We start from the raw sequence: 24,099 nt of genomic DNA on the forward strand, positions 1-24,099 counted from the left end.
ACATGGGCCACCGTAACCCCGCTGGCCCTGTACTTTGAGCAGGGTGAGGAGCCAGCCGCACGTACTCGGGATCGTGCTCGCCGGTGGCGAGGGCAAACGACTGTTTCCGCTCACCGCCGACCGTGCCAAGCCCGCGGTTCCTTTCGGCGGCGCGTACCGGCTGATCGATTTCGTGTTGAGCAACCTCGTGAACGCGGGATACCTGCGTCTGTGCGTGCTCACCCAGTACAAATCGCATTCGCTCGATCGCCATATCTCGCAGACCTGGCGGCTGTCCGGATTCACCGGTGAGTACATCACCCCGGTACCCGCACAGCAGCGTCTCGGGCCGCGCTGGTACACCGGCAGCGCCGACGCGATCATGCAGTCGCTCAACCTGATCTACGACGAGGACCCCGACTACATCGTGGTGTTCGGCGCCGACCACGTGTACCGGATGGACCCGGAACAGATGGTGGCCAGCCACATCGCGTCCGGCGCGGGCGTCACCGTCGCCGGCATCCGGGTACCGAGGGCCGAGGCGAGCGCGTTCGGCTGCATCGACACCGACGAGTCCGGCAAGATCACCCAGTTCCTGGAGAAGCCCGCGCATCCGCCGGGCACCCCCGACGACCCGAACGTGACGTTCGCGTCGATGGGCAACTACGTGTTCACCACCCGCGTACTGGTCGACGCCATCCGCGCCGACGCCGAGAACTCCGATTCCGACCACGATATGGGCGGTGACATCATCCCGACGCTGGTCGCCGCCGGCCAGGCCGCCGTCTACGACTTCGCCGACAACGACGTCCCCGGTGCCACCCAACGCGACCGCGGCTACTGGCGCGACGTGGGCACCATCGACGCCTTCTACGAGGCGCACATGGACCTGGTCTCGGTACACCCCGTGTTCAACCTCTACAACAAGCACTGGCCGATCCGCGGCGCCGCCGAGAACCTGCCGCCCGCGAAGTTCGCCCAGGGCGGGCTCGCCCAGGAGTCGATCGTCGGGGCGGGCTCGATCCTGTCGGCGGCCACGGTCCGCAATTCGGTACTCAGCTCGAACGTGGTGATCGAGGACGGCGCCACGGTGGAGGGCAGCGTGTTGATGCCCGGTGTGCGGATCGGGCGTGGCGCGGTGGTGCGCCACGCGATCCTGGACAAGAACGTGGTGGTCGGCGAGGGTGAGATCATCGGCCTCGATCTCGATCGCGACCGCGAGCGTTTCGCTGTCAGCAACGGCGGTGTGGTCACCGTCGGCAAGGGCATCTGGGTCGGTTAGCCCCTCGACGCGCAGAGCAACCCGTCACCGATCGGGATCAGAATGCTGGTGAGCTCGGGGTTTTCCGCGATCGCACGAGTCGCCGCACGCACGGCCTGTGTGGCCGGGTCACGCTGTTCCGGATCCGGAACGCGCCCGCCGAGCAGCGCGTTGTTGAGGATGAACGCGCCGCCCTCGCGCAGCAGCCGCACACCCTGTTCGACGTAATTGGGGTGTTCCATCGGTGCCGCGTCGATGAAGACCAGGTCGTAGGAGCCGTCGGCCAGGCGGGGTAGTACGTCCAGCGCGCGTCCGTTGATCAGTCGCGTGCGCGACGGCGTGATCTCGGCGGTCCGGAACGCCTCCTTGGCCGCGCGCTGATGCTCGGGTTCGGAGTCGATCGTCGTCAGCGTCCCGTCCTCACGCATCCCGTCGAGCAGCCACAGCCCGCTGACGCCCGCTCCGGTGCCCACCTCGACGACCGAGCGCGCGCCGAGCATCTGCGCGTACATGCTCAGCAGCGCACCGACCGCCGGGGGCACCGGCGCGGCACCCAATTCGGTGGCCCGCTCGCGCGCTTCGAGAAGAACCTCGTCCTCGACGACGGACTCCTCCACATAGGCCAGGTTCCGCTCCACGTTCGATGCCACAGCTATGAGGCTAGGCCACGGAGGGGGTATGTGTATTCAGCAAAGGGACGGATCCGACACTGTGTCGCACAGATCCCGAACAATTGCCGGAAGTTTGCGGATCGGTCACAACAGCCCCCGAACTGCTGGTTCTCCGTTGGCGACACGACTAGGGTCGAGTTCGACCAGAATTCTCAGGTCACACTCAGGATCTCCACACCTGACCCATATCAGGGCAGGAAATAGTTGCCCTACGCAAGGCCAGCCGATCGCGGCGGGCATGAGACTCGGGAACAACCACACACAGTTGCTGGTTGATTGTCGGTAAGCAAGGTTCGCTGATCCGGACCAGCCAGGTTTCGTGCCAGCGGTCCCGAGTAGGAGGTGTCCCATCACGATGGTAGACACGGCGCGTCAAGACGCCACCGACCAGACTCTGCCCGCCGATCTCCTCACGGCGGAAGCCGACGAACTCGAGGCCGAACTCACCGGCACCGCCGCTTTCGACGCGACCGGCGATCGCGCTGCCATGCCTTCCTGGGACGAACTGGTCCGTGAGCACGCCGACCGGGTCTATCGCCTGGCCTACCGCCTCTCCGGCGACGCCCAGGACGCCGATGACCTCACCCAGGACACCTTCATCCGGGTTTTCCGCTCGCTGCAGAACTACCAGCCCGGCACGTTCGAGGGCTGGCTGCACCGCATCACCACCAACCTGTTCCTCGACATGGTCCGCCGTCGCAACCGCATCCGCATGGAAGCGCTGCCGGAGGACTACGACCGGGTACCCGCCGAAGGCCCGACCCCGGAGGACGCCTACCACGACTCCCGCCTGGACCCCGACCTGCAGAAAGCACTCGACTCGCTGGCGCCGGAGTTTCGCGCCGCGGTCGTGCTGTGCGACATCGAGGGTCTGTCCTACGAGGAGATCGGCGCGACGCTCGGTGTGAAACTGGGCACCGTGCGAAGCCGGATCCATCGCGGGCGTCAGGCATTGCGCGAGTACCTTGCGCATAATGGAAGTGAGCAGCGGTACTCCGCTGAAGCCCCATCGTTGTGACGGGAGTTCGACGTCACCGGGGGCTCTCGGTTGATGTCGGTCGGAAGGAAGAATCCCGGGTGAGCGAGCGAAGCGAGCGGCAGACCAACACAGCCGTGACCACGGTCATGCCGGAGCCGAGCGCCAGCGAGGTGCAGGCATGAGCGTGGAACCTAGTGCCGCAGGTCGCCCACCGCGCTTTCAGCCCACCGAGCACCTGGCCAGTGAGGCTGTCGCGGCTTTCGTCGACGGCGAACTGCGGATGAACGCCTATCTGCGTGCCGCCCAGCATCTTTCGGTCTGCCCCGAATGCGCGGCCGAGGTCGATGCCCAGCAGCAGGCGCGCATCGCGCTGCGCCGGGCCGCCGAGGTGGCGATTCCACGCAGTCTGCACGACAGCCTCTCGCGCATTCCGCTGGCCGACCTCCCCGGCAACGCGCCCGAACCGCAGCGCCGTAACGAGGCATTTCTCGGATTCATCACAGATTCCTTCACCGCGACCCGGTGGACAACGTGGCGGCGCAAGTAGAGTCTGCGACGTGACAGGCGAATCGACGAATTCCGGATCGGCCGACCACTCGGATTCGGGGGACAAGCGGGGCACGCTGCGCCCTTCGGACGCACCGAGCCTCGGGCCGCGCCCGGTCTACCGGCCGCACATCGACAGCCACACCGCGCGCGCGTTCCGCCGCCCGAACGGCCAAGCCGGTTCGTTCGCACCACACGACCCGCAGCGCGTGGCCGGAAAGGGCGCCGACGAAGGCATCGTCGCCCGCCCGCCCGACGGCGTGCTCGCCGAGGCGTTCGCCCGGCCGGAGGGCTCCTCGGAGCTGTTGCAGCGCGAGCCCGGCGCCGACGAGCCGAAGACGGTCGTCGCGGGTCCGGTCGACCCGTGGCGCGATCCCGACGCGGCTGCCCGGCTCGGTGCGCCCGCTGTCGACACTCCCCCGCCTGCCCGGTTGCCCGTCGCGGACAAGTTGAGCGCTCGCGAGGTGCTGTTCGGTTCGCGGGTGGCGCCGAAGGCACTGGCGATCCTGGCCGTGCTGGCCCTCGGCATCGCCGTGGTGGGCGGACTGGTCGGGCGGGTCACCGCCGAGACCGCGTCCACGCTCACCTCGCGCAAGGTGACCCTGGATCAGAGCGCGGGTGTCGAGACCCCACACAGCCAGATCGCCGCGGTCGCCAATGCCGTACTGCCCTCGGTGGTCTCGATCCGAGCCACGGTCGGCGACAACGGCGCGACCGGTTCCGGCGTGGTGATCGACGGCGGCGGTTACGTCGTCACCAACAACCACGTGATCTCGATGGCCGCGACCGACAAGTCCAACCGGGCCGCCATCCAGGTGCAGTTCTCCGACGGCACCCGGGTGCCCGCGCAGATCGTCGGGCGCGATCCCAAGACCGACCTCGCGGTGCTCAAGGTCGAGGCAAAGAACCTCACGGTGGCCAATCTCGGCAAGTCCGCGGATGTGCAGGTCGGCGACGACGTGCTGGCGGTCGGTTCGCCACTGGGACTGAGCAAGACCGTCACCTCCGGCATCGTCAGCGCCCTGCACCGCCCCGTGAAGCTCGCGGGCGAGGGCAGCGACACCAACGCGGTGATCGACGCCGTACAGACCGACGCCGCGATCAACCCGGGTAACTCCGGTGGCGCGCTGGTCGACATGCAGGGCCGCGTCATCGGCATCAACACCGCGATCCGCAGTGAGACCGGCGGTTCGGTGGGCCTCGGCTTCGCCATCCCGGTCGACGTGATGACCGCCGTCACCCAGACCCTGATCCGCGACGGCCAGATGCACCACCCGGTGATCGGCCTGAGCGCGCGCACCAAGACCGTCGCCAACGAGGTGATGAGCGGCGCCGCCGTCGCCGATGTGACGCCGGGCAGCCCCGCCGACAAGGCAGGCATCGTCGAGGGCGACGTGGTCGTGAAGATCGGCGACCGCGAGGTCACCGGGCCCGACGAGTTGGTCGTCGCCGTGCAGTCGCGCAAGATCGGCGAAACGGTGAACGTGCAATTGATCCGTGATGGCAGGCAGGTGGACGTGCCGGTCACCCTCGAATCCGACTGACCTGGGGACGCGCGCGCCGGGTAACCTGGATTCGTGTTCAGTAACATCGGGTGGAGCGAGATGATGATCCTGCTCGTCGCCGCCCTCGTGATCCTCGGCCCGGAGCGACTGCCCGGCGCCGTCCGCTGGACCACAGGCGCGCTGCGCCAGGCGCGCGACTACGCCAGCGGCGCCACCTCTCAGCTGAAGCAGGAACTCGGACCGGAGTTCGACGATCTGCGCAAGCCGCTCGCCGAACTGAACGAGCTGCGTGGCATGAGCCCGAGGGCCGTGGTCACCAAGCACCTGCTCGGCGGTGACGATTCGGTGCTGCGCGATCTGGAGAGCGCGGTGCCCGACAAGAAGCAACTGTTCGGCACCAGCAGCGGCATGCCCGCCACACCGTCGGCTCCCCCGCTGCCGAAGCCGCTGGATAACAACGAGCGTCCCCCGGTCGACTACGACGCGACGTAGATCGCCGAACACACCGCACGGTCGGCATTTGCTACGAGATCGCGCTGAACGAACTCTGCGGCGGCGACCTCGCTTCTGTGCGATTTGCCGACAAATCGCATCCGAGACTGTTGTGTCGCAAGACAGTTCGATGTCAATCGTTATAGACACACAACGCTGTCGAGCTGTCTAGACTTCGCACATGTCGGCCGATGACGTGGCACGAGTTTTCGCGATCGAGGACAAGGTCGAGCGACTCAAAGCAGCCACCGACGGGGTGGCGGCTGCCCAGCAGACCATCAACGAACTAACCAGGATCCGGCGAGCCGTGATCCGAGAACTCCATGCCGACGGCTGGACGTTCGCCCGGATCGGCGCCGCCGCCGGACTCTCGCGTGCGCGCATCCACCAGGTGAGCACGCAGGGCCCCGTGCCCGAAGGACTGTTCTTCGGGCACGGCACGCTGACCGTGCTCGCCCCGGAAGTCCGCTCCGGCCGACTCCTCGGCGCACCGGACCCCCAGGCCGCGCAGCGCCTGGCCGAACTGCTGCGACAACTCGGCTTCGCGGCGAACGTCGAGACGTTCATGCCCGGCCGACCGATCGACCTCAATCGCGACGGGCTGGTGATTCTCGGCGGCCCCGAACTCTCCCCCAGCCTGCGCCAACTGGTGGTGGCGGATCCGCGCCTGCGCCGGACCGTCACCAGAGCGGGCGATACCCGGCGCGGCATCGAGGACAGGGCCGCTCGCCGCGTCTATCGGCCCGGCGGCACCGAACCGCACGACATCGCCTACCTGGCTCGGCTCCCCCGGCCCGACCGGCGCGGCAGCATCATGCTGATCGACGGCCTGCATCCGCCCGGCTCACTGGGTGCGATCCGATTGCTGGCGACCCGCTTGGCGACGCTGCACGAACGTGCGAGCAGTCATTTGTTCTCGGTCCTCATCGCGGTCCGGTACGACCGCGCCACCGGCGAACCCGTCGATGCGGATTTACTCACCCCGGTATACCGCCATGAAACAGACCCAAAGTTGGCTACGACCCGGGTTCGTCCATAGACTGAACTAAACTCGCCGCGCTCAGTGATCTGCATCACTGTACTGTTATGGATCACAAGTCGCCCGCGATGGTTAGATTGCTAGCGAGTAACCGAGTGTGAGTAGGTGAGCATCACATGTTCTCGTCTCCCGAGGCCAGCGCATGCCGGGTTCTGCCCGTGCACGCGGCAGGCCATCCAGGGCCCGTTCCGCCCTTCGACGCGGAATCGACCACCGGCGACGTCATCGTCACCACCCATCGTGTGACCTACAGCGATCGCCTGAAGGTCTTCATCGGCCCGCACGAGGACGTGGACAGCTTTCTACGCCCGTTGCGGCGGATGGACGGCCATCAGCGCTACGCGCTCGATCTGACCGTGCTACCCGAGCCGGTGCCCGCCACCGAGGTCACCACGACGGTGAGTTCGGCGCGCGGCGATCTCTCGCTCGGCTGCGCCGGTTCCGCGGACGCGATGACTCTGCAACTGCGCACGACCATCGATCACGTCACCCGGCGCTTCACCCTCGGACTACCCGGCGGTCGACTCGGTCTCCCGACGGTGTACCTCCCGCACGGCGACGAGGACACCTACGTCTACCCGGAAGAGGTGTTCACCGCCGACAACGCGGTGGAGATCTTCCGCGACTTCTTCCACGCCGGCACGATTCCCGCCGGCCTGCAGCAGCGCGAGATCCTCGACTGAGAGCTTCTCGCCGCGCGCGAAATGCTCGACGATAGCTAGGCTGGTCCAACGGTCACAACGCCTCGATGATGACCGTGGAGAGGCCGATGCGTGATGCGTGATCTCCTCGGGCAGATTCTCGAACTGCTCCCCGATCAGGCCGTGGCACTGGCCAGGATCGTCGACCGGACCGGTGCGGGTCCGCGCGAAACCGGAGCCGCGATGGCGATGACGGGCGACGGGCGCGTGCTCGGTTCGCTGTCGGGCGGCTGCGTCGAGTCGGCGGTGCTCGCTGCCGCCGGCCAGGTCCTGCTCGACGGCCGGGCGAGCCTCGAGCGGTTCGCGGCCGCCGATGAACTCACGGTCGGCCTGCCGTGCGGTGGCGAGATCGAAGTCTTCGTCGAACGCCTCGACCACGACGACCTCCCCGTCCTGCACGCCCTCCACACCGCACTCGACGCACACCGCCCGGTCGCCTACGCCACCACCCTCGAGTCCATCCCCGACCGAAAACTCCTGCGGCCCGACGATACCGCCCCATGGCGCGGCCTCGACCACGACGCCGCCGCCCTCCTCACCGCGGGCCACAACGGACTCATCGGCGCCCAGGACGGCACCCCCGCCCAGGCCGCACGCCCCCGCACCTTCGTCCAGGTCTTCCGCTCCCCCGCCCGGATGATCCTGGCAGGCGCCAACGACTACACCCGCGCCGTGACCGTCGCCGCGGCGAACCTCGGCTACCACGTCACCGTCGTAGACGCCCGCGAAACCTTCACCACCCCAGCCCGTTTCCCGGCCGCCGACGAGGTGGTGATCGACTGGCCGCACCGCTACCTGGAGGCCGAACAGCGCGCGGGCCGCATCGACGAGCGCACCGTCCTCTGCGTCCTCACCCACGACCCCAAATTCGACGTTCCCCTCCTGGCCACCGCACTCGGCCTGCCCGCCCTGGCTTTCATCGGCGCTCTCGGTTCCCGCAGAGCGCACGCGGACCGCACCGCCCGCCTCCGCGACACCGGACTCCTCGACTCCGATATCGCCCGCGTCCGAAGCCCTCTCGGCCTCGACCTCGCCGCCCACACCCCCGAAGAAACCGCCATCTCCATCCTCGCCCACATCCTCGCCACCCGAGGAAGCGCCACAGCCCGACCCCTGGCAGATCTGGACGGCCCGATCCACCGCCGCCCGGACTAGGTCCCGCTCGCCACTTCCTCCCCTTGGAGCATCTGTTCACCGGCACATAACTTCGATACAGTTTGTATCGAAGTTATGAAACAGATTGTCCGAAGGGAGTGTTCGTGCGACCTCCCGACCCGCGGACGGTGCGCAGTCGTGATGCCGCGCTCGTATCGGCGCGAGAGCTGTTGATAGAGCAGGGATTGGCCGGGCTGACGCACGGGGCCGTCGCGGCGCGCAGCGGGATCAGCCGAGCCACGCTGTACCGACTCTGGCCGGAGCCCACCGATCTCGTCCGCGCCGCCGTCACCCGCCACATCACTCTCGCGCAGCCTCAGCCGACCGGGCATCTGCGAGCCGATCTGCTGACCGCGCTGACCGCCACCCGCGCGATGCTGCACGAACCGGCGACCGAGCAGGGCATGCGGGTGATGATCGAAAGGGCCGCCGTCGACGCGAAATTCGCGGAGGTGAAGCAAGCGCTGTACCGGTCGGGCACCCGGGCGGTGCGCACGACGCTGACCGAGGCCGTCGCCCGCGGGGAACTACCCGCCGAACTCGATGTCGACCTCGCGGTCGATCAGCTGCACGGTCCCTTGTTCTTCCGGCGACTCGTCGCCAATCGAACCTTCGACCTCGACTACGTGCGCGCGGTCCTCGACGACTTCCTGCGCGGCCACGCCTCGAAACACGCACCCCAGCAAGGAACCCCGTGACATGACCAAAACCCTGTCCGCCCCGCGCGTTCTCGCCGTCCTCGTCGCGATCATCACCGTATTCGGTGCTCTGCTGGCCGATTTCGTCATCCCCGCGGGCGCTGCTCAGCACCTGCGCAACGACGCCTGGCCGCCGCACGCGAAATTCCACGATGCCCAGTACATCGTCATGTCGATCCTGCTGGGCGTGCTGGCGCTGACCTTGCTGCTCCGGCGCGATGGCGGCGACCGCTCACGCGTGTGGACGGCCTGCGCGATCCTGGCTACGCCGTGGCTCGGCCTGCTGGCGGCGATGCTGTTCCCCGGCACCGCTGTTCACGATCCCGAGTTCGCCGACACCACGATCATCGGCCTGCACCCGCAGGTGCTGCTGGCGGTCATCCTGCTGGCAGTGCTGGCCACTGCCGCCGCGCTCAGCGCCTGCCGCCGGAACTGACACAGCGGGCGCCGCTCCGGTCCACCGACCGAGGCGACGCCCGATGTGGACGACTATGCCGCGACTTGTTCGGGCCGAAGGGTTTTCATCGGCGGTCGGTCTTCGAGCGAGACCGCGGTGGAATGGGCGATGAATTCGCCCTCGATCAACGGGAACTGGGTCAGCGGTGCGCCCGAGTCGGGGACTCCGCTGCGACGCAGAGCGGTGCCGAGGATCTGGCGGCTCATCACGCCCAGGTCGGACAGCGGGCGGTTGCGGTGGGTGCGCACGCCCAGGTTCACCTGGGTGATGGCGTCCATGCCCATGTGGTCGTAGGTGTCGAGGAGCAGGCCGATTTCCACGCCGTAGCCGGGAGCGAAGGGGACCGCGGTGAGGAGTTCGCGGGTGCCCGCGTATTCGCCGCCGAGCGGCTGGAGCACCTGCGCCAGTTCGGGACGGAGGGCGGCCAGCAGCGGACGGGCGACGAGCTCGGTGACTCGCCCGCCGCCGTTCGCGTCGACGGACTCGCCCTGGCGCAGCGGGCGGCGGTAGTAGGCCTTGGACAGGTGCGTGCCCTGCATCATCAGCAGCGGGCCGAGCAGCTTGGGCACGAAGTCGGGGTCGGGGTCGATCAGGTCGGAGTCGACGAAGGCGATCAGATCGCCCGTGGTGACCGCCAGCGACCGCCACAGCACCTCGCCCTTGCCGGGGACCGGTTCGAGTTCGGGAACGGCTTCCTCGCGTGAGATCACCTCGGCGCCCGCCGCGCGTGCGCGTGCGGCGGTGGCGTCGGTGGACCCGGAGTCCAGCACGATCAGTTCGTCGACGAGCGTGCCGAGCAGCGGCCGGATACTGGCCACGACCGCGGCGACGGTGTCCTGTTCGTTCAGCGCGGGCAGCACCACCGAGACGGTGCGGCCCTCCTTGGCGGCGACGAGCTCGCCGACCGTCCATTCAGGGGTGTCCCATGTGTGGGTAGTGGCCCAGGCGGGCTCGCGGTGTTGGATTTTCATGCCAGACCTCGCAGAGTTCGTGCGGGGGGCCGGATGCCCTGGATCGCGGCGATCATGTCCACGACCCGACGGGTTTCGGCGACTTCGTGAACCCGGAAGATCCGAGCGCCCGCGGCGGCCGACCATGCGGTTGCCGCCAGTGTGCCCTCGACCCTTTCGGTAAGACCTACCCCTAGAGTCTCCCCGATAAAATCCTTGTTGCTCAGTGCCATCAGCACTGGCCATCCGGTTTTTACAAGACCGTCGATTCCGCGCAACAACTCGAGCCCGTGATAGGTGTTTTTGCCGAAATCATGAGTGGGATCGATCACGATGCCATCGGCTCGCACCCCCGCGGCCGCCGCATTCTCGGCCGCGGCGACGACGGTGGCGGTCACCTCGGCCACCACATCGGCGTAGCGGACACGATGCGGGCGGGTGCGCGGCACGGCGCCACCGGTGTGGCTACAGACGATGCCCGCGCCCGTGTCGGCGGCGACATGCACGAGATCGGGGTCGGCACCGGCCCAGGTGTCGTTGATCAAGTCGGCGCCCACGGCGACCGCGGCCCGCGCGACGTCACCTCGCCAGGTATCCACACTGATCAACAGGTCCGGATACTTCGCCCGGATCGCCGCGACGAACGGCACCACCCGCTGCGCTTCCTCGGCCGCGTCGACGGTGACTCCGGGCCCCGCCTTCACTCCGCCGATGTCGACCAGATCAGCGCCCTCGTCGACCGCGCGCGAGACACGTTCCATCGCGGCCTCGTCGCTGAACGTGGCGCCACGGTCGTAGAACGAGTCCGGCGTGCGATTCACGATCGCCATCACCAACGCGCGATCCGTCGCCACCTCGCGCCCACAGAAAGTGCGCTCGTCGCGCCTGCCCTGGGTTTCCGCCGACAACTCGGAACCGCGACTGCTTGTGCTCCGGGCAGGCGGTTCGTTCTCTGGTCGAGGTCCGGGCGTACCCGACGAGTTACCGATGTTCATGCGAAATCAGACGTTACCTTGCTAGCGCGGGGCTCGACCGGCGGCGACGTCATCGGCGTATCCGTCGTAAGCCGGGATGTAGCCATCTGTCGGACCGGACAGCACATACAGCTCACCGTCCGAGTCGGGTGCGTAGCCCTGCTTGCGCAATTCCACCTTTCGGCTCTTGAACGTCGAGGTCTGCTCCAGTTCGGCGACCACGCGCACGTACAACGGGACCGCGTACAGCGGCAGTCGCTGGTAGGCGGTCGCGGCCAGTGCCTTCCCGTCGAACGAGGCGTCGTCGGCCAGGGTGATCGCCGCCATGCCCGCTTTTCCGTCGGTACCGGGAATGTCGACGCCGTAGACAACGGCCTGATCGACGCGTTCGTCGTGCCCGAGCGCGCCCTCGACCTCCGTGGTCGCCACGTTCTCGCCCTTCCACCGGAAGGTGTCGCCGAGCCGGTCGACGAACGCGATGTGCCAGAAGTGCTGATCGCGGACGAGGTCGCCGGTGTCGAACCAGCAGTCGCCCTTCTTGAAGCCGTCGCGCACCAGCTTGGATTCCGACGCCTTCTTGTCGGTGTAGCCGTCGAACGGCTGCCGGTTGTTCACCTTCGCCAGCAGCAGGCCCACCCCGCCGGACCGCACCCGGCGCAGCTTCCCGTCGCGACCGCGCCGCGCGTGGCCGGTCTCGTCGTCGTACTCGACGACCGCGTACGGCAGCGGGCACAGTCCGGCGGTCCGGTCGACGCCGAACGCGTTGACGAACGCCAGCGGCGCCTCGCTGGACCCGTAGAACTCGACCACCCGGCCGATCCCGAACCGGCGCCGGAACTCGTCCCACAGTTCCGGCCGCAACCCGTTGCCGACGGCCAGCCGGACCCGGTTGCCCTGCTCGCCGGACCGCACCGGCTGGTTGATCAGGTAGCGGCACAGCTCGCCGATGTAGATGAACGCGGTGGCCCGCTCGCGCGCGATCTCGTCCCAGAACCCCGACGCCGAGAACTTGCGGCTGAGCACATAGGTCGATTCGCCCGCGAGCACGGCCGACAGCGCGACCGTGAGCGCGTTGTTGTGATAGAGCGGCAGGCAGCAGTACAGGGCGTCGTCGGCACGCAACCGGACGCCGAGCCCGCCGAGGCCGGACATGCTCTTGGTCCAGCGCTGATGGGTCATCACGCTGGCCTTGGGCAGACCGGTGGTGCCGGAGGTGAAGATGAGGAACGCCCGTTCCCCGGCCCGGACCCGCGCACACGTGGCGGGGTCGGAATCGGTTGCGGTGCGGGCCGACTCGTCCAACTCCTCGGCGGGGAGCACGTTCCGCGCCGGCTCTGGCAGCGAATCCAGCGCCTCGGCGCACTCCGCGCCGACGACATTGAGCACGCTGCCCAGCAGCCCGATGCTGTGCGCCAGCACCTGATCTCGCTGGTTGTAGTTGAGCAGCCCCACCGTGGCGCCGAGCTTGAGCACGGCCAGCACCGTGAACAGCGTCTCGGGCCGGTTGGTCATCAGCACGCCGACCACGTCGCCGCGCGTCACTCCGCGCGCGGAAAGCACCGCGGCGTAACGGTTCACCTCACTATTGGCGGCGCGGTAGGTGTAGGAACGACCTTCGAAACGCAGGAACACCCGGTCGGGCCTGCGGTGGGCGACCCGCTGGAAATACAGCCCGATCGAGGCTTTGTCCTTGGGCCCCACCAGCATTCCGCGCGCGTTGCGCAGCATGCCGGGGGCGTCGAGCGCCATGCCGGGCAGGGCTTTGGCCAGGTCGAACACGCTTACCGTGTCGCGTGCGTCATTGCTCACGTCGATCTCTCCTACTGTGCGGGCGCGGCCGGTTCCAGCGCGGCGAACGCGGTGGGCAGGTCGGCGGCCACGATGAGTCGGTCACGTGCTGCCCGCGGCACTATGGCGCGCTCGGACAGTCCGTCGATCCAGTGGAACAGGCCGTCGTAGAAGCCATTCGCGTTCAGCAGGACAACGGGTTTGGCGTGTTCACCTAGGTAGCCGCCGGTCCAGGTCTCGAACAGTTCCTCGAGGGTCCCGATGCCGCCCGGCAGGGTGAGGAACGCGTCGGCGCGCGCTTCCATCAGCTGCTTGCGCTGGCGCATCGTGTCGGTGACGAGCAGTTCGTCGGCGTCGACATCGGCGACTTCCTTGTGCACCAGATGTTTCGGGATCACGCCGATGGTGTGCGCGCCACCGGCCCTGGCCGCGGTGGCGACCGCGCCCATCATCGACACGTGACCACCACCGGAGACCAATTGCCAACCGCGACGGGCGATCTCGGTGCCGACGCGCGCGGCGAGGCTGATCAGGTCGGGATCGGTGGTGCTCGCCGAACAGTAGACACACACGGAATAGCTCACCATTTGTCCTCGGTGCCGAGGCGCTCGATATCGGCGTGGTCGCCGGTTTCGCCCTGGATGATCCGCACGACCTCGTCGACGCTGTCGGTGAGCTGGATCAGGTCGAGATCCTCCGGCGAGATCTTGCCCGAGCCGGCCAGGGAGCTGCGCAGCCAGTCGACGAGCCCGGACCAGTAGGCGGTACCGAACAGGATGATCGGGAAGCGGGTGATCTTGCGGGTCTGCACCAGGGTGAGCGCCTCGAACAGCTCGTCCAGGGTCCCGAAACCACCGGGCAGGCAGACGAAGGCCTGGGAGTACTTCACGAACATCGTCTTGCGGACGAAGAAGTACCGGAAGTTGATCCCCAGATCCACCCAGTCGTTGAGCCCCTGCTCGAACGGCAGCTCGATCCCGAGCCCGATCGAGTAGCCGCCCCCTTCCGAGCAACCGCGGTTGGCCGCTTCCATCGCCCCGGGCCCACCGCCGGTGATCACCGCGAAGCCCGCCCGACTGAGCGCCGCGCCGATCTCCCGGCCCGCCAGGTACTCGGGGTGGTCGGGACCCGTGCGCGCCGAGCCGAATACCGTCACCGCGGGCGGGATCTCGGCGAGCGCGCCGAAACCCTCGACGAACTCGGCCTGGATCCGCAGCACCCGCCACGGATCGGTGTGCACCCAGTCGCTGTCCTGCCGCGTATCGAGCAGGTTCCGGTCGGCGGTCCGCACACCGGGCTTGCGCTCCCGGCGGAACATCACCGGACCACGGAACTTCGGTTTGACCTTCCCAACCTGTTCATCAGCGGAATCGGTAGACATGACCCCAACCTACTGTGTTGGATTCCGGTCACGGGCGCGCACTTCGAGATCGGCCGACCCACGGCCATCCGCGTCCTCGATCCAGCCGAAGGATTTCCCGTGTCCCCTGCCACCGCGGCACGTTCCGGTCGCGTGCTCGTCGCGCTCGTCGCCATGGCCGGCGCCCTGATCACCGCGTTCGTCGTCGCTCCGCGCCTGCTGGCGAACAGCGCCGAGGTGAGCTTGCGCGACGAGAACGATCTCCGACGAGCGTTCCGCACGGCCTTCGTCGAGTATTGGCACGCTGGGAACCGGGAATTCACCGCCGACCTGACGCAGGTCGTCGACTACTGGTACCGCTACCACCTCGTCAAAGCGGTACTCGCCGCGATGCTGCTGGCCGTGCTCGTCGCGCTCGCCGTGCGGCTCTGGCGGGCGTTCGTGGCGGCGGGCCAGGCTTCGCTGAGCTCACGGGTGGGCTTCGCGGTGTCCGGTGGTCTGGCCACCGTGCTCGCCCTGTGCTCGCTGGTGCTGGTGCTGGCCAATGCGCAGGGCGCGGTGACGCCGTTCGCGTCACTGTTGCCGATGGTGCTGGGCGAGGACTCCGCCCCGGTCGAGGTCATCGCCCAGGTCGACCGGCGGTTGGCCGACGGCACCAGGGTGCCCCCGCTGGAGGTGATGATCGACGAATTCGCGCGCTACCACGAGGTGATGGCCGCGCTCGCCGCCGTTACGGCCGTTCTCCTGCTCGGGGCGTGCGCCCTGCTGTGGCGCGCGTCCGTGGGGTCTCGCGACCGGCGCTCCCGCCGCGTCCTCGCCTGGTTCGGCGCCCTCTCGGCACTGTTCGCGTTGGTCATGGTCGTCGTCGCGGTAGCGAACACCACCAACGCGTCGAACCCGGTCCCCGGCCTGGCCGCCCTGTTCACCGATGGTTGGTGAGCACGAAACGGGTGTCTCGGCCTACGGCTTGGACAGGTAGGTCCGCAGCATCGCGGTGACCGCGGTGATCTGGCTGAGCGGGACGTGCTCGTCGCGCTTGTGAGCGAGGTTGGGGTCGCCGGGGCCGAAGTTCACGGCGGGGATGCCGCGGGCGGCGAAGCGGGAGACGTCGGTCCAGCCGTACTTGGCGCGCACGCCGCCGCCACCGTGGGCGTTGACGGAGTCGATGAGGGTGCGGGCGGCGGGGGCGGTCAGGCCGGGCAGGGCGCCCGGTGAGGAGTCGGTGACCTCGAAGGCGACGTCGAGTCCGTCGAAGACCTCGCGGACATGCGCCACGGCCTGCTCGACGGTGCGGTCGGGGGCGAAACGGAAGTTCACATCCACCTCGGCGACATCGGGCACCACATTGCCCGCGACCCCACCCGAGACCCGCACGGCCGACAGACCCTCGCGGTACACACAGCCGTCGATATCGACCTCGCGCGCCTCGTAGGCCGACAGCCGCGCCAGCACCGGAGCGAGGCCGTGAATCGCGTTCTCCCCCAGCCATGCCCGTGCGGAATGCGCCCGCACACCCGAGGTGGTCAATCGCACCCGCAAGGTGCCCTGGCACCCCGCCTCGATCCAACCTGCCGACGGTTCACCGAGAATCGCCAAGTCGCCTTCGAGCCATTCCGGCAATTCACGCTCGATATGTCCGAGTCCGTTGAACTCCGCGGCGATCTCCTCGCCGTCGTAGAAAATCAGCGTCAAATCATGGGCGGGGTCGGCGATCGTGGCGGCCAGGTGCAGGAATACCGCGTCGCCGGATTTCATATCGACTGTGCCACAACCGAACAGCACGGCTTCGCCGTCGACTCGATCCGGTCGGCTCGGCACATTGTTCGCGATCGGCACCGTATCGAGATGGCCCGCCAGAATTACTCGCGTCGGCAATCCACGCTGCGTGCGCGCCAGCACCACATTGCCGTGCCGCAGCACTTCGAATCCGGTGGTCTGCTCCCGGATGGCCTCCTCGACCAGGTCCGCGATCTTGGCCTCGTCGCGCGACACACTCGGCACGTCGACGAGGGCGGCGGTCAACTGGATGGGATCGGCACGCAAATCGAGAGTCACATCTCGACAGTAGTACGGCCGGGCCCTCGATCCGCGGATCCGGGCGAAGCCGACCGCGTGGTCCAACGCACAGGGCCCCCCGGCACACCGCACCGGCCGGAACGGGCAAAATAGCCTCCGTGAGTATTCAGGGAGCAACTGCAGTCGGTATCGCCAATGTGACCTCGGACGGGACCGTCCTCGATACCTGGTACCCCAGCCCCGCGCTGGGCGAGTTCACCGAGACCGGTTCCCAGCGCCTCGACGCCGCCGATGTGCCCGAGTTCGCCGAGTTGCTGGGCGTGGACGCGGCCCGTGGGGTCGAGGTGATCGCGGTGCGCACCACCATCGCGGATCTGTCGGCCGCCCCGGTCGACGCGCACGAGGTCTACCTGCGCCTGCACCTGCTCTCGCACCGCCTGGTCCAGCCGCACGGCCTGAACCTCGACGGCCAGTTCGGCCTGCTCAGCAATGTCGTGTGGACCAACCACGGCCCGTGCGCGGTCGAGGGTTTCGAGCAGACCCGCCTGAAGCTGCGCGCCCGCGGTCCGGTGACGGTGCTCAGCGTCGACAAGTTCCCCCGACTGGTCGACTACGTGGTTCCCTCCGGCGTGCGCATCGGTGACGCCGACCGGGTCCGCCTCGGCGCGCACCTCGCCGCGGGCACCACCGTCATGCACGAGGGCTTCGTCAACTTCAACGCGGGCACCCTCGGCAACTCGATGGTCGAGGGTCGTATCTCGGCGGGCGTCGTGGTCGGTGACGGTTCCGACGTGGGCGGCGGCGCTTCCATCATGGGCACCCTGTCCGGCGGCGGCACCCAGGTCATCTCGGTCGGCGAGCGTTCGCTGCTCGGCGCCAACGCGGGCGTGGGCATCTCCCTCGGCAACGACTGCGTGATCGAGGCCGGCCTCTACGTCACCGCGGGCACCAAGGTCACCGGACCCGACGGCACCGTCGTCAAGGCCGCGAGCCTGTCCGGTCAGGACAACCTGCTGTTCCGCCGCAATTCCACCACCGGCGCCGTCGAGGTCGTCGGGCGCAAGGGCACCGGCGTGGAACTGAACGCCGCATTGCACGCCAACGATTGACCGGTCGAATTGCCGGGCCGAACGGCCCGGCAATTCTTCTCACCAGTCACAATTCAGCAAATATTGCGGTTTCATGAAGATGAACCAGAATGTGCGACAAGCGAATTAGCGCGCTAACCTTCGTTTCGCTGCTCCGATCAGGACAGCGAAAAAGCGGAGGGATTTCATGGCGGTCGCCGCGGTGGGGATTACCGCTGCCACTGCCAACGGTGCGCCCGCGGTGGCCACCGAACAGCCCGCTGTAGTGGCTTCGGGGGGCGTGACTTCTGGCGTGACGCACGGAATCAACTACCAGACCACGGTGTCCCCGGCTGACAAGACCGTCACCTGGGCTGTCGACAACGGCAAGTTCGAGGTCGCCGCCGACGGCGCCTCGGTGCTGCTCAAGACGGCCGACGGCGTGACCGTCGACCAGGCGCCGCTGCGCTCCGAGGTCGTCGGCCTGCCGATCGCCGTGAACCCGCAGATCAGCGAGGACGGCCGCACCGTCAAGCTGACCTCCACCATGGCGCCCGAGGATTCCGCGAAGCTGAGCGACATCGCGGAACTGAAGGACATCAGCTCCTACGACCGGCTCGTCGAGCAGGTCAACAAGAACCTGCCCGGCGTCGTCATCGGCGGCGTCATCGGCGCGTTCTTCCCGTTCCTGTGGCTGTTCACCATCCCGGCCGGCATGGTCGTCGGCGGCTACGTGACGGGCGGCCAGGAATTCCTGGACGCCGTGATCGCCTTCGTGACCGGTCAGCCCTGATCTGACAGCACGATAGGGAAAGGCCTCGTACTTCTGCGGAGTGCGGGGCCTTTCCGCTGTGGCGGGGATCACCGTCACAAACAGACGCCTGCCCGCATCCCATGGTCGACACATCAGTTCCCATGGCAGGAGGCACAGATGGACATCGTGGTTATCGGAGCGGGCTACGCAGGGACTGTCGCGGCGAATCGGCTGAACAAGAAGGTCCCCGACGCACGGATCACTGTGGTCAATCCGCGGGGCGACTTCATCGAACGGGTGCGGTTGCACGAGCAGATCGCGGGCAGCGGCGCCGCGGCCCGACCGCTCACCGAGATGCTCAGGGAAGCGATCACGATCGAGACCGCGAGCGTGGACAAGATCGGCGACGGCACCGTCAGCCTCGACGACGGTCGGAGCCTGAACTTCGACCACGCGATCCTCGCGGCGGGCAGCATCGCGAACCCGCTGCCCGGCGCGATCGCGGTCGATACGTGGGAAGGGGCCGAACAGGCGCGCATCGCGCTCGCGGGCTTGCCTGCCGGCGCGACCGTCACGGTGATCGGCGGTGGGCTGACCGGGATCGAGACCACGGCCGAGGTCGCCGAAGCCCGTCCCGACCTGCGCGTACGACTGGTGAGCGAGTCGGTCGCCGACGGGCTCTCCGCCGGCGCGCAACGGCACATCCGCACTACGCTGGCCCGATTGCACGTGGAGATCGTGGCCGAGCGGGTCGCCGAGATCGATGCGACGACCCTGCGCCTGCGTTCGGGCACCGAACTCGATTCCGATCTCACCCTCTGGGCGATCATCGCCGCGGTACCCGAACTGGCCGCTCGTAGCGGGCTCGCGGTGGACGTCGACGGCCGTGCCCTGGTCGACGCCACGCTGCGCAGCGTCACCGATCCTCGCGTCTTCGTCGTCGGCGACTGCGCGGTGGTACCCGGCATGCGCATGGCCTGCGCCACTGCGGCTCCTCAGGGCGCACACGCGGCCGATACGCTGGCCAGGATGAGCAAAGGACGGGAGCCGCGGCCGTTTTCGCTGGGCTACGCGGGCCAGGGAATCAGCCTGGGCAGGCATGACGGGCTGGTGCAGGCGACCGATCGCAACGACATCGCCCAGCGGCTGTATCTCGGCGGGCCCCTCGCGTCGTTCGCCAAGGAATGCGTGAGCCGCTACGCCGCCTACGCCTCGCGCACCGGCAACAGCGTGTGGCTCAGCGGTCCGAAACGGTGATCCAGGCACACGTCGACACCTTCACCGAGAACCGGCGGCTGCTGTTCTCGATCGCCTACGAGATCCTCGGCTCGGTCGTCGACGCCGAGGACGTCCTCCACGACAGCTACCTGCGCTGGCGCGAGGTCGACCTCGCGCTGGTCGAGAATTCGCGCGCCTACCTCGCGCAGATCGTCACCCGGCAGGCGCTCGGGGTGCTGCGCTCCGCCGCCCGCAGGCGTGAGGACTACATCGGCCAGTGGCTGCCGGAACCACTGGCCACCGAGGCGGACGGTGGGGTCGAGCACGTGCTCACCGGCGAGGCGGTGACCACCGCGATGCTGCTCGTGCTGGAAACGCTCACGCCGGTGCAGCGGGCGGTGTTCGTGCTGCGCGAGGTGTTCGCGTTCGATTATCCGGAGATCGCGGCGGCGGTGGACAGATCCGAAGCCGCTGTGCGGCAACTGAACCAGCGCGCTCGCAACCGGGTGCACGCCGCACGCCACACCGCCGTCGCCACTCCCGCCGAGGCCCAGTCGGTGGTCGAGAAGTTCTCGATCGCGGCCGCCACCGGCAATGTGCAGGCGCTGATGGACGTGCTCGCTCCCGAGGTGGTGTTCCTCGGGGACGGCGGCGGCGTGGTGAACACGGTACGCAGGCCGGTACACGGCCAGGACAAGGTGGCCAGGCTCGTCATCGGCTTGCTCGCCAAGGGTCAGCGGCTCGGCGTCCTGGGCGCGCACCTCGGCATCTACAACGCGATGCCCACGATCCTGGCGACCGTCGACGGCGTGCTCGACCAGGTGACGTCCATCGAGGTCACCGATGGCCGGGTCACCGCGGTGTACTCCATGCGCAACCCCGAAAAGCTCAGTGCGGTAAGGATTCCGGGCTGAGGCCGAAGGCGATCACCCGGCCGGGGTGGATCCGGATGAGCGCGTCGGACCGATCACCGATGTAGGACTCCACCCCGGTCAGCGCCTCGGCGGTGCCGCGGATCTCGAGGCAGCGCACCCGCCACGGTCGCACCGAGGCGATGTCGTCGACGACGAAGGCCACCTGCGCGTTGTCGGCGAGATTGCGGAACTTCTTGGAGGCGGCCAGGTTCCAGCCCGCGATGTCGATGGTCCCGAGTTCGGCGTTGTAGCGGAAGCCGACCGGATTGTTCTGCGGGGTGCCGTCGGGGCGGACCGTCGCCAGCCGCCCGAGCTGCTGGGTCGACAGGTAGGCGAGGTGTTCCGGTGTCAGCGTTGCGCTCATGCCTCGACGCTAAAACCTCGAGTGCTGTCGAGGTCAAGGGATCGCCACGCACCGCCTCTCGACCTGGCACCGTCCGCGCGCTACGCTGCCAGCTATACGGAACCGTATAACTGGAGGTTCGACATGACGCTTCCCCCCGGCCAACGCGCGATCGACGGCTTCCCCCGCTTCGGCACCCACCTGCATCACCCACCGCCGCCGATTCCCGCGAACCCGGTGATCGAGGTCGGTGGGGCGCTCACGCGACCGTTCACGCTCACCATCAGCGACCTCGCCCAGCTACCGCGAGTGGAGGTGAAGGCCGACTTCCACTGTGTGGCCGGGTGGTCCGCTACCGACCTGCGCTGGGAGGGCATCGGGTTCGCCACGTTCTATCGCGCGCGCGTCGAACCCGTTCTCACGCCGGGCGATTCGATCAGCCACGTCGTTTTCGAGGGTCTCGACGGGTTTCAGTCGATCGCGTTGCTCGAGGACACGCTGGCCGATGATGTGCTCATCGCCGACCGGCTCGACGGGCAGCCCCTCACCAGCGACCACGGCGCCCCGATTCGGCTGGTGAGTCCCGGTCAGTACGGCTTCGTCAACACGAAACACCTGTGCCGCATCGAATTCCACACGTCTCAGCCCATCGACCCGGACAGGTGGTCACCGCTCGCGGCGCACCGCAGGGCGCGCGTCTGGCAGGAGGAGCGGCATCGCTACCTGCCGGGACGCATTGTTCGGCCGATCTACCACGCGTTGATCGGACCGATCCGGCGAATGAGCGCTCGCGGGAGCACCGAACGGACCGACTGAATCTCAGTCCAGCAGCTTCTTCTGCACCTTGCCCATCGCGTTGCGCGGGAGCGTGTCGACGAAACGAACCTCACGCGGGCGCTTGTGAGCCGAAAGCTGTTCGCCCACATAGGCGGTCAGCTCGACACCGAGCGCGTCGGAACTCCCGTCGCGCGCGACGACGAAGGCCACGATCCGCTGCCCGAGGTCGTCATCGGGCAGCCCGACCACGGCGACCTCGCCGACCGCCGGATGCCCGAGCAGCGCGGTCTCGATCTCCCCCGCGCCGATCCGGTAGCCGCCGGATTTGATGAGGTCGATCGACTCGCGCCCGACGATTCGATGGAACCCGTCGGCATCGATGACAGCCACGTCACCGGTGCGGAACCAGCCGTCCTCGGTCCAGTCCCGCGCGGTGGCCTCCGGCCGATTCAGGTACCCGTCGAACAGCATCGGCCCACGAACCTGCAGGCCACCGATGCTCACACCGTCATGGGGCACGGGCTCGCCCGCTTCGTCCCGCAGCCTCGTTTCCACCCCGCGCACCGGCGTGCCGACCCAGCCGGGCCGCCGCTCGCCATCGGCCCGGGTGGACAGCGTGATCATGGTTTCGCTCATCCCGTATCGCTCCACCGGCGCCTGCCCGGTGAGCTCGGCCAGCTTCTCGAACACCGGCACCGGCAGCGGCGCGCTACCCGAGACGAGCAGCCGCGCCTTACCCAGTTCCTCGGCCAGTTCGGGCTTCTCGACCACGCGCGACCACACCGTCGGCACGCCGAAGTACAGACTGCCGCCCGCCGCCGCGTACGCCTCGGGCGTCGGCTTGCCGGTGTGGATCACGGGACTGCCGATGCGCAGCGGCCCGAGTAGCCCGAGGATCAGCCCGTGCACGTGGAACAGCGGAAGCCCGTGCACCAGTGTGTCTTTCCACGTCCATGCCCACGCCTCGGCCAACGCGTCGAGCCCGGCGGCGATCGCGCCGCGGCTGAGCATCACACCCTTGGGCGCCCCGGTGGTTCCCGAGGTGTAGAGGATGAAGGCGATCGCCGCCGGATCGGGTTCGGGATAGGTGTGCCACGACCGCGCGTGCAGCCGCACCGGCACTACCGGCAGGTCGGCGCCCTCCGGCGCCGGGCCCAGCCAGGCTTGCGCACCCGAATCGCGCAGAATGTGCTCGCGCTCGGCGACGCCGGAGTCCGGCGGCACCGGGACCACGGTGACACCGGCGATCAGGCAACCGACCACCGCGATCACGGTGCGCAGGGTCGGTTCGGCCAGCACGGCGACGCGGTCGGCGCGAGCGATCCGTTCCGCCACCGATGTCGCCGAACCCAGCAGATCACTGCGCGACACGGTGGCATCATCGATGGTGACGGCGTCGGGAATGTCATCCCCGGCGGCGACGGCGGCCGGATTCAACGAAGCGAGCAGCAGCGGCGGACCATAGGGCATCCGTCAACGCTAACGCGACGAGGTTCCGTGTGTGCCGCCGCCGCTGTCGTTGACACCCCGGTGACATGATGCGAGATTCAACATATAATTCTCTCACGCTCTCTTCGACGAAAACGGGGTCAACGATGACCATCCAGTCGCGCTCGCGTTCGCAGCAATCCGAACCGGCACAATTCGACATCCGCGACTACGTCGACGGCTCCGCTGCCTTCTACGGCGCGACCGCCAATGTGATCATGCAGCTCAGCCTGGCTCCCGTGGGCCACGGCGTCGCGGAATCGCAGGTCCACAGCGGCAGCATCATGCTGCACCCGATCAAACGCACCCGAACCACGCTCACCTACCTGTCGGTCGCGCTGATGGGCACCGACGCCGACCGCGCGGCCTACCGCACCGCCGTCAACGGCGCGCACCGCCAGGTCCACTCCACCGCCGACAGCCCCGTGAAGTACAACGCCTTCGACAAGAACCTGCAGCTATGGGTGGCCGCGTGTCTGTACTGGGGCTCGGTCGACGTGATGAATCGCCTCTACGGCCCCGTCGACGACGCCGTCGCCGACACCTTCTACGACTACGCCCACTACCTCGGCACCACCCTCCAGGTGCCCCGCGAGATGTGGCCCGCCGACCGCGCCGCCTTCGATGCCTACTGGTCCGAGCATCTGCAGCTCACCAGCGTCGACGCCACGGTCAAGGCCTACTTCGACGACCTGCTCGACCTGAAGATGGTCCACCCGCTGCTGCGCCCGCCCTTCGCCCGCTTCCACCGCTGGTTCACCACCGGCCTGCTCCCCCAGCACCTCCGAGACGAACTCGGCCTATCGTGGAGCCCCGCCGACGAGCGCAAACTCAACCGCCTGATGCGCACCACCGGCAACGTGACGGGCCGCCTGCCGCGCCCCCTGCGCAACTTCCCCTTCAATGTCACCCTCGCCGACATGCGCCGCCGCCACCGGCGCGGCAAGCCCCTGATCTGATCGGCATC

The 24,099-nt window shown here is 68.1% G+C and carries 26 protein-coding genes; 17 read left to right on the forward strand and 9 right to left on the reverse strand.

Annotated features, from left to right (window positions below; genetic code table 11):
* Positions 1-43 precede the first annotated feature (43 nt).
* A complete protein-coding gene (glgC, locus tag QX204_RS26250; protein ID WP_056813378.1) occupies positions 44-1,261 on the forward strand; it encodes a glucose-1-phosphate adenylyltransferase in 1,218 nt (405 codons plus the stop codon).
* Here the strand turns inward: glgC and QX204_RS26255 are convergent.
* Positions 1,258-1,896: an O-methyltransferase gene (locus tag QX204_RS26255; RefSeq protein WP_301908123.1), complete on the reverse strand. Its 639-nt coding sequence runs from the start codon at positions 1,894-1,896 to the stop codon at positions 1,258-1,260. The two genes, glgC and QX204_RS26255, sit on opposite strands and share 4 nt — an antisense overlap.
* Positions 1,897-2,266: 370 nt before the next feature.
* On the opposite strand from QX204_RS26255, the gene sigE reads away from it, so the two are divergent.
* From sigE to QX204_RS26300, 9 genes are all read left to right on the forward strand, one after another.
* Positions 2,267-2,929, forward strand: coding sequence for an RNA polymerase sigma factor SigE (gene sigE / locus QX204_RS26260; RefSeq protein WP_301903126.1), 663 nt, complete (start codon positions 2,267-2,269; stop codon positions 2,927-2,929).
* Between the two features lie 139 nt (positions 2,930-3,068).
* Complete coding sequence (locus QX204_RS26265) at positions 3,069-3,437, forward strand: hypothetical protein (protein ID WP_056813391.1); 369 nt, start codon at positions 3,069-3,071, stop codon at positions 3,435-3,437.
* Between the two features lie 10 nt (positions 3,438-3,447).
* Positions 3,448-4,980 (forward strand): S1C family serine protease, encoded by a 1,533-nt coding sequence (locus QX204_RS26270; protein WP_301903127.1) that lies wholly within the window; start codon positions 3,448-3,450, stop codon positions 4,978-4,980.
* A gap of 33 nt (positions 4,981-5,013) precedes the next feature.
* Positions 5,014-5,433 (forward strand): Sec-independent protein translocase protein TatB, encoded by a 420-nt coding sequence (gene tatB, locus QX204_RS26275; RefSeq protein WP_301903128.1) that lies wholly within the window; start codon positions 5,014-5,016, stop codon positions 5,431-5,433.
* 181 nt (positions 5,434-5,614) lie between these two features.
* Entirely contained in the window at positions 5,615-6,472 is an 858-nt protein-coding gene (locus QX204_RS26280; protein WP_056813397.1) for a hypothetical protein, read from the forward strand.
* 116 nt (positions 6,473-6,588) lie between these two features.
* On the forward strand, positions 6,589-7,155 hold the full coding sequence (locus tag QX204_RS26285) for a hypothetical protein (protein WP_301903130.1): 567 nt from the start codon (positions 6,589-6,591) through the stop codon (positions 7,153-7,155).
* A 93-nt stretch (positions 7,156-7,248) separates the two neighbouring features.
* Positions 7,249-8,328, forward strand: coding sequence for an XdhC family protein (locus tag QX204_RS26290; protein WP_301908124.1), 1,080 nt, complete (start codon positions 7,249-7,251; stop codon positions 8,326-8,328).
* 104 nt (positions 8,329-8,432) lie between these two features.
* Positions 8,433-9,026 carry a TetR/AcrR family transcriptional regulator gene (locus tag QX204_RS26295; RefSeq protein WP_301903131.1) on the forward strand — a complete coding sequence of 198 codons (594 nt, stop codon included), beginning with the start codon at positions 8,433-8,435 and terminating at the stop codon, positions 9,024-9,026.
* 1 nt (position 9,027) lies between these two features.
* Positions 9,028-9,462, forward strand: a complete 435-nt coding sequence (locus QX204_RS26300) for a DUF6640 family protein (RefSeq protein WP_301903132.1) — start codon at positions 9,028-9,030, stop codon at positions 9,460-9,462.
* A 53-nt stretch (positions 9,463-9,515) separates the two neighbouring features.
* Here QX204_RS26300 and QX204_RS26305 read toward each other — a convergent pair whose 3' ends face one another.
* The 5 genes from QX204_RS26305 to QX204_RS26325 form a co-directional block, all read right to left on the reverse strand.
* A complete protein-coding gene (locus QX204_RS26305; protein ID WP_301903134.1) occupies positions 9,516-10,454 on the reverse strand; it encodes a glucosyl-3-phosphoglycerate synthase in 939 nt (312 codons plus the stop codon).
* Positions 10,451-11,341 carry a dihydropteroate synthase gene (folP, locus tag QX204_RS26310; RefSeq protein ID WP_301903136.1) on the reverse strand — a complete coding sequence of 297 codons (891 nt, stop codon included), beginning with the start codon at positions 11,339-11,341 and terminating at the stop codon, positions 10,451-10,453. Before folP ends, QX204_RS26305 begins: the two co-directional genes overlap by 4 nt.
* 108 nt (positions 11,342-11,449) lie before the next feature.
* The gene (locus QX204_RS26315; RefSeq protein WP_301903138.1) at positions 11,450-13,216 is read right to left on the reverse strand and encodes a long-chain-acyl-CoA synthetase; all 1,767 of its coding nucleotides are present in this window, start codon (positions 13,214-13,216) and stop codon (positions 11,450-11,452) included.
* Positions 13,217-13,227: 11 nt separating this feature from the next.
* On the reverse strand, positions 13,228-13,782 hold the full coding sequence (locus QX204_RS26320) for an LOG family protein (protein WP_301903140.1): 555 nt from the start codon (positions 13,780-13,782) through the stop codon (positions 13,228-13,230).
* A complete protein-coding gene (locus QX204_RS26325) occupies positions 13,776-14,576 on the reverse strand; it encodes an LOG family protein (RefSeq protein ID WP_301903141.1) in 801 nt (266 codons plus the stop codon). Before QX204_RS26325 ends, QX204_RS26320 begins: the two co-directional genes overlap by 7 nt.
* A 99-nt stretch (positions 14,577-14,675) precedes the next feature.
* Between QX204_RS26325 and QX204_RS26330 the strand changes: the two genes are divergently transcribed.
* The gene (locus QX204_RS26330; protein WP_301903143.1) at positions 14,676-15,494 is read left to right on the forward strand and encodes a hypothetical protein; all 819 of its coding nucleotides are present in this window, start codon (positions 14,676-14,678) and stop codon (positions 15,492-15,494) included.
* A 21-nt stretch (positions 15,495-15,515) separates the two neighbouring features.
* On the opposite strand, the gene dapE is transcribed toward QX204_RS26330, so the two are convergent.
* Complete coding sequence (gene dapE / locus QX204_RS26335; protein WP_301903144.1) at positions 15,516-16,610, reverse strand: succinyl-diaminopimelate desuccinylase; 1,095 nt, start codon at positions 16,608-16,610, stop codon at positions 15,516-15,518.
* A 119-nt stretch (positions 16,611-16,729) separates the two neighbouring features.
* Here dapE and dapD point away from each other — a divergent pair, with 119 nt between their 5' ends.
* From dapD to QX204_RS26355, 4 genes are all read left to right on the forward strand, one after another.
* Positions 16,730-17,680 carry a 2,3,4,5-tetrahydropyridine-2,6-dicarboxylate N-succinyltransferase gene (gene dapD, locus QX204_RS26340; RefSeq protein WP_301903145.1) on the forward strand — a complete coding sequence of 317 codons (951 nt, stop codon included), beginning with the start codon at positions 16,730-16,732 and terminating at the stop codon, positions 17,678-17,680.
* 166 nt (positions 17,681-17,846) lie between these two features.
* Positions 17,847-18,431: a DUF8020 domain-containing protein gene (locus QX204_RS26345; protein WP_301903147.1), complete on the forward strand. Its 585-nt coding sequence runs from the start codon at positions 17,847-17,849 to the stop codon at positions 18,429-18,431.
* 138 nt (positions 18,432-18,569) lie between these two features.
* Positions 18,570-19,649, forward strand: coding sequence for an NAD(P)/FAD-dependent oxidoreductase (locus QX204_RS26350; protein WP_301903149.1), 1,080 nt, complete (start codon positions 18,570-18,572; stop codon positions 19,647-19,649).
* The gene (locus QX204_RS26355) at positions 19,646-20,524 is read left to right on the forward strand and encodes an RNA polymerase sigma-70 factor (protein WP_301903150.1); all 879 of its coding nucleotides are present in this window, start codon (positions 19,646-19,648) and stop codon (positions 20,522-20,524) included. The genes QX204_RS26350 and QX204_RS26355 overlap by 4 nt, the downstream gene beginning before the upstream one ends.
* Here the strand turns inward: QX204_RS26355 and QX204_RS26360 are convergent.
* Positions 20,499-20,888: a PPOX class F420-dependent oxidoreductase gene (locus tag QX204_RS26360; protein WP_301903151.1), complete on the reverse strand. Its 390-nt coding sequence runs from the start codon at positions 20,886-20,888 to the stop codon at positions 20,499-20,501. The two genes, QX204_RS26355 and QX204_RS26360, sit on opposite strands and share 26 nt — an antisense overlap.
* Positions 20,889-21,011: 123 nt before the next feature.
* On the opposite strand from QX204_RS26360, the gene QX204_RS26365 reads away from it, so the two are divergent.
* Positions 21,012-21,683 (forward strand): molybdopterin-dependent oxidoreductase, encoded by a 672-nt coding sequence (locus QX204_RS26365; protein ID WP_301903153.1) that lies wholly within the window; start codon positions 21,012-21,014, stop codon positions 21,681-21,683.
* A 3-nt stretch (positions 21,684-21,686) separates the two neighbouring features.
* Here QX204_RS26365 and QX204_RS26370 read toward each other — a convergent pair whose 3' ends face one another.
* A complete protein-coding gene (locus QX204_RS26370) occupies positions 21,687-23,114 on the reverse strand; it encodes an acyl-CoA synthetase (protein WP_301903155.1) in 1,428 nt (475 codons plus the stop codon).
* A gap of 125 nt (positions 23,115-23,239) precedes the next feature.
* Between QX204_RS26370 and QX204_RS26375 the strand changes: the two genes are divergently transcribed.
* Positions 23,240-24,091: an oxygenase MpaB family protein gene (locus QX204_RS26375; protein ID WP_301903157.1), complete on the forward strand. Its 852-nt coding sequence runs from the start codon at positions 23,240-23,242 to the stop codon at positions 24,089-24,091.
* The last annotated feature ends 8 nt before the right edge of the window (positions 24,092-24,099 follow it).

This window comes from Nocardia sp. PE-7 (assembly GCF_030486425.1).
In the GTDB taxonomy this organism is placed as follows: Bacteria; Actinomycetota; Actinomycetes; order Mycobacteriales; family Mycobacteriaceae; genus Nocardia; species Nocardia salmonicida_A.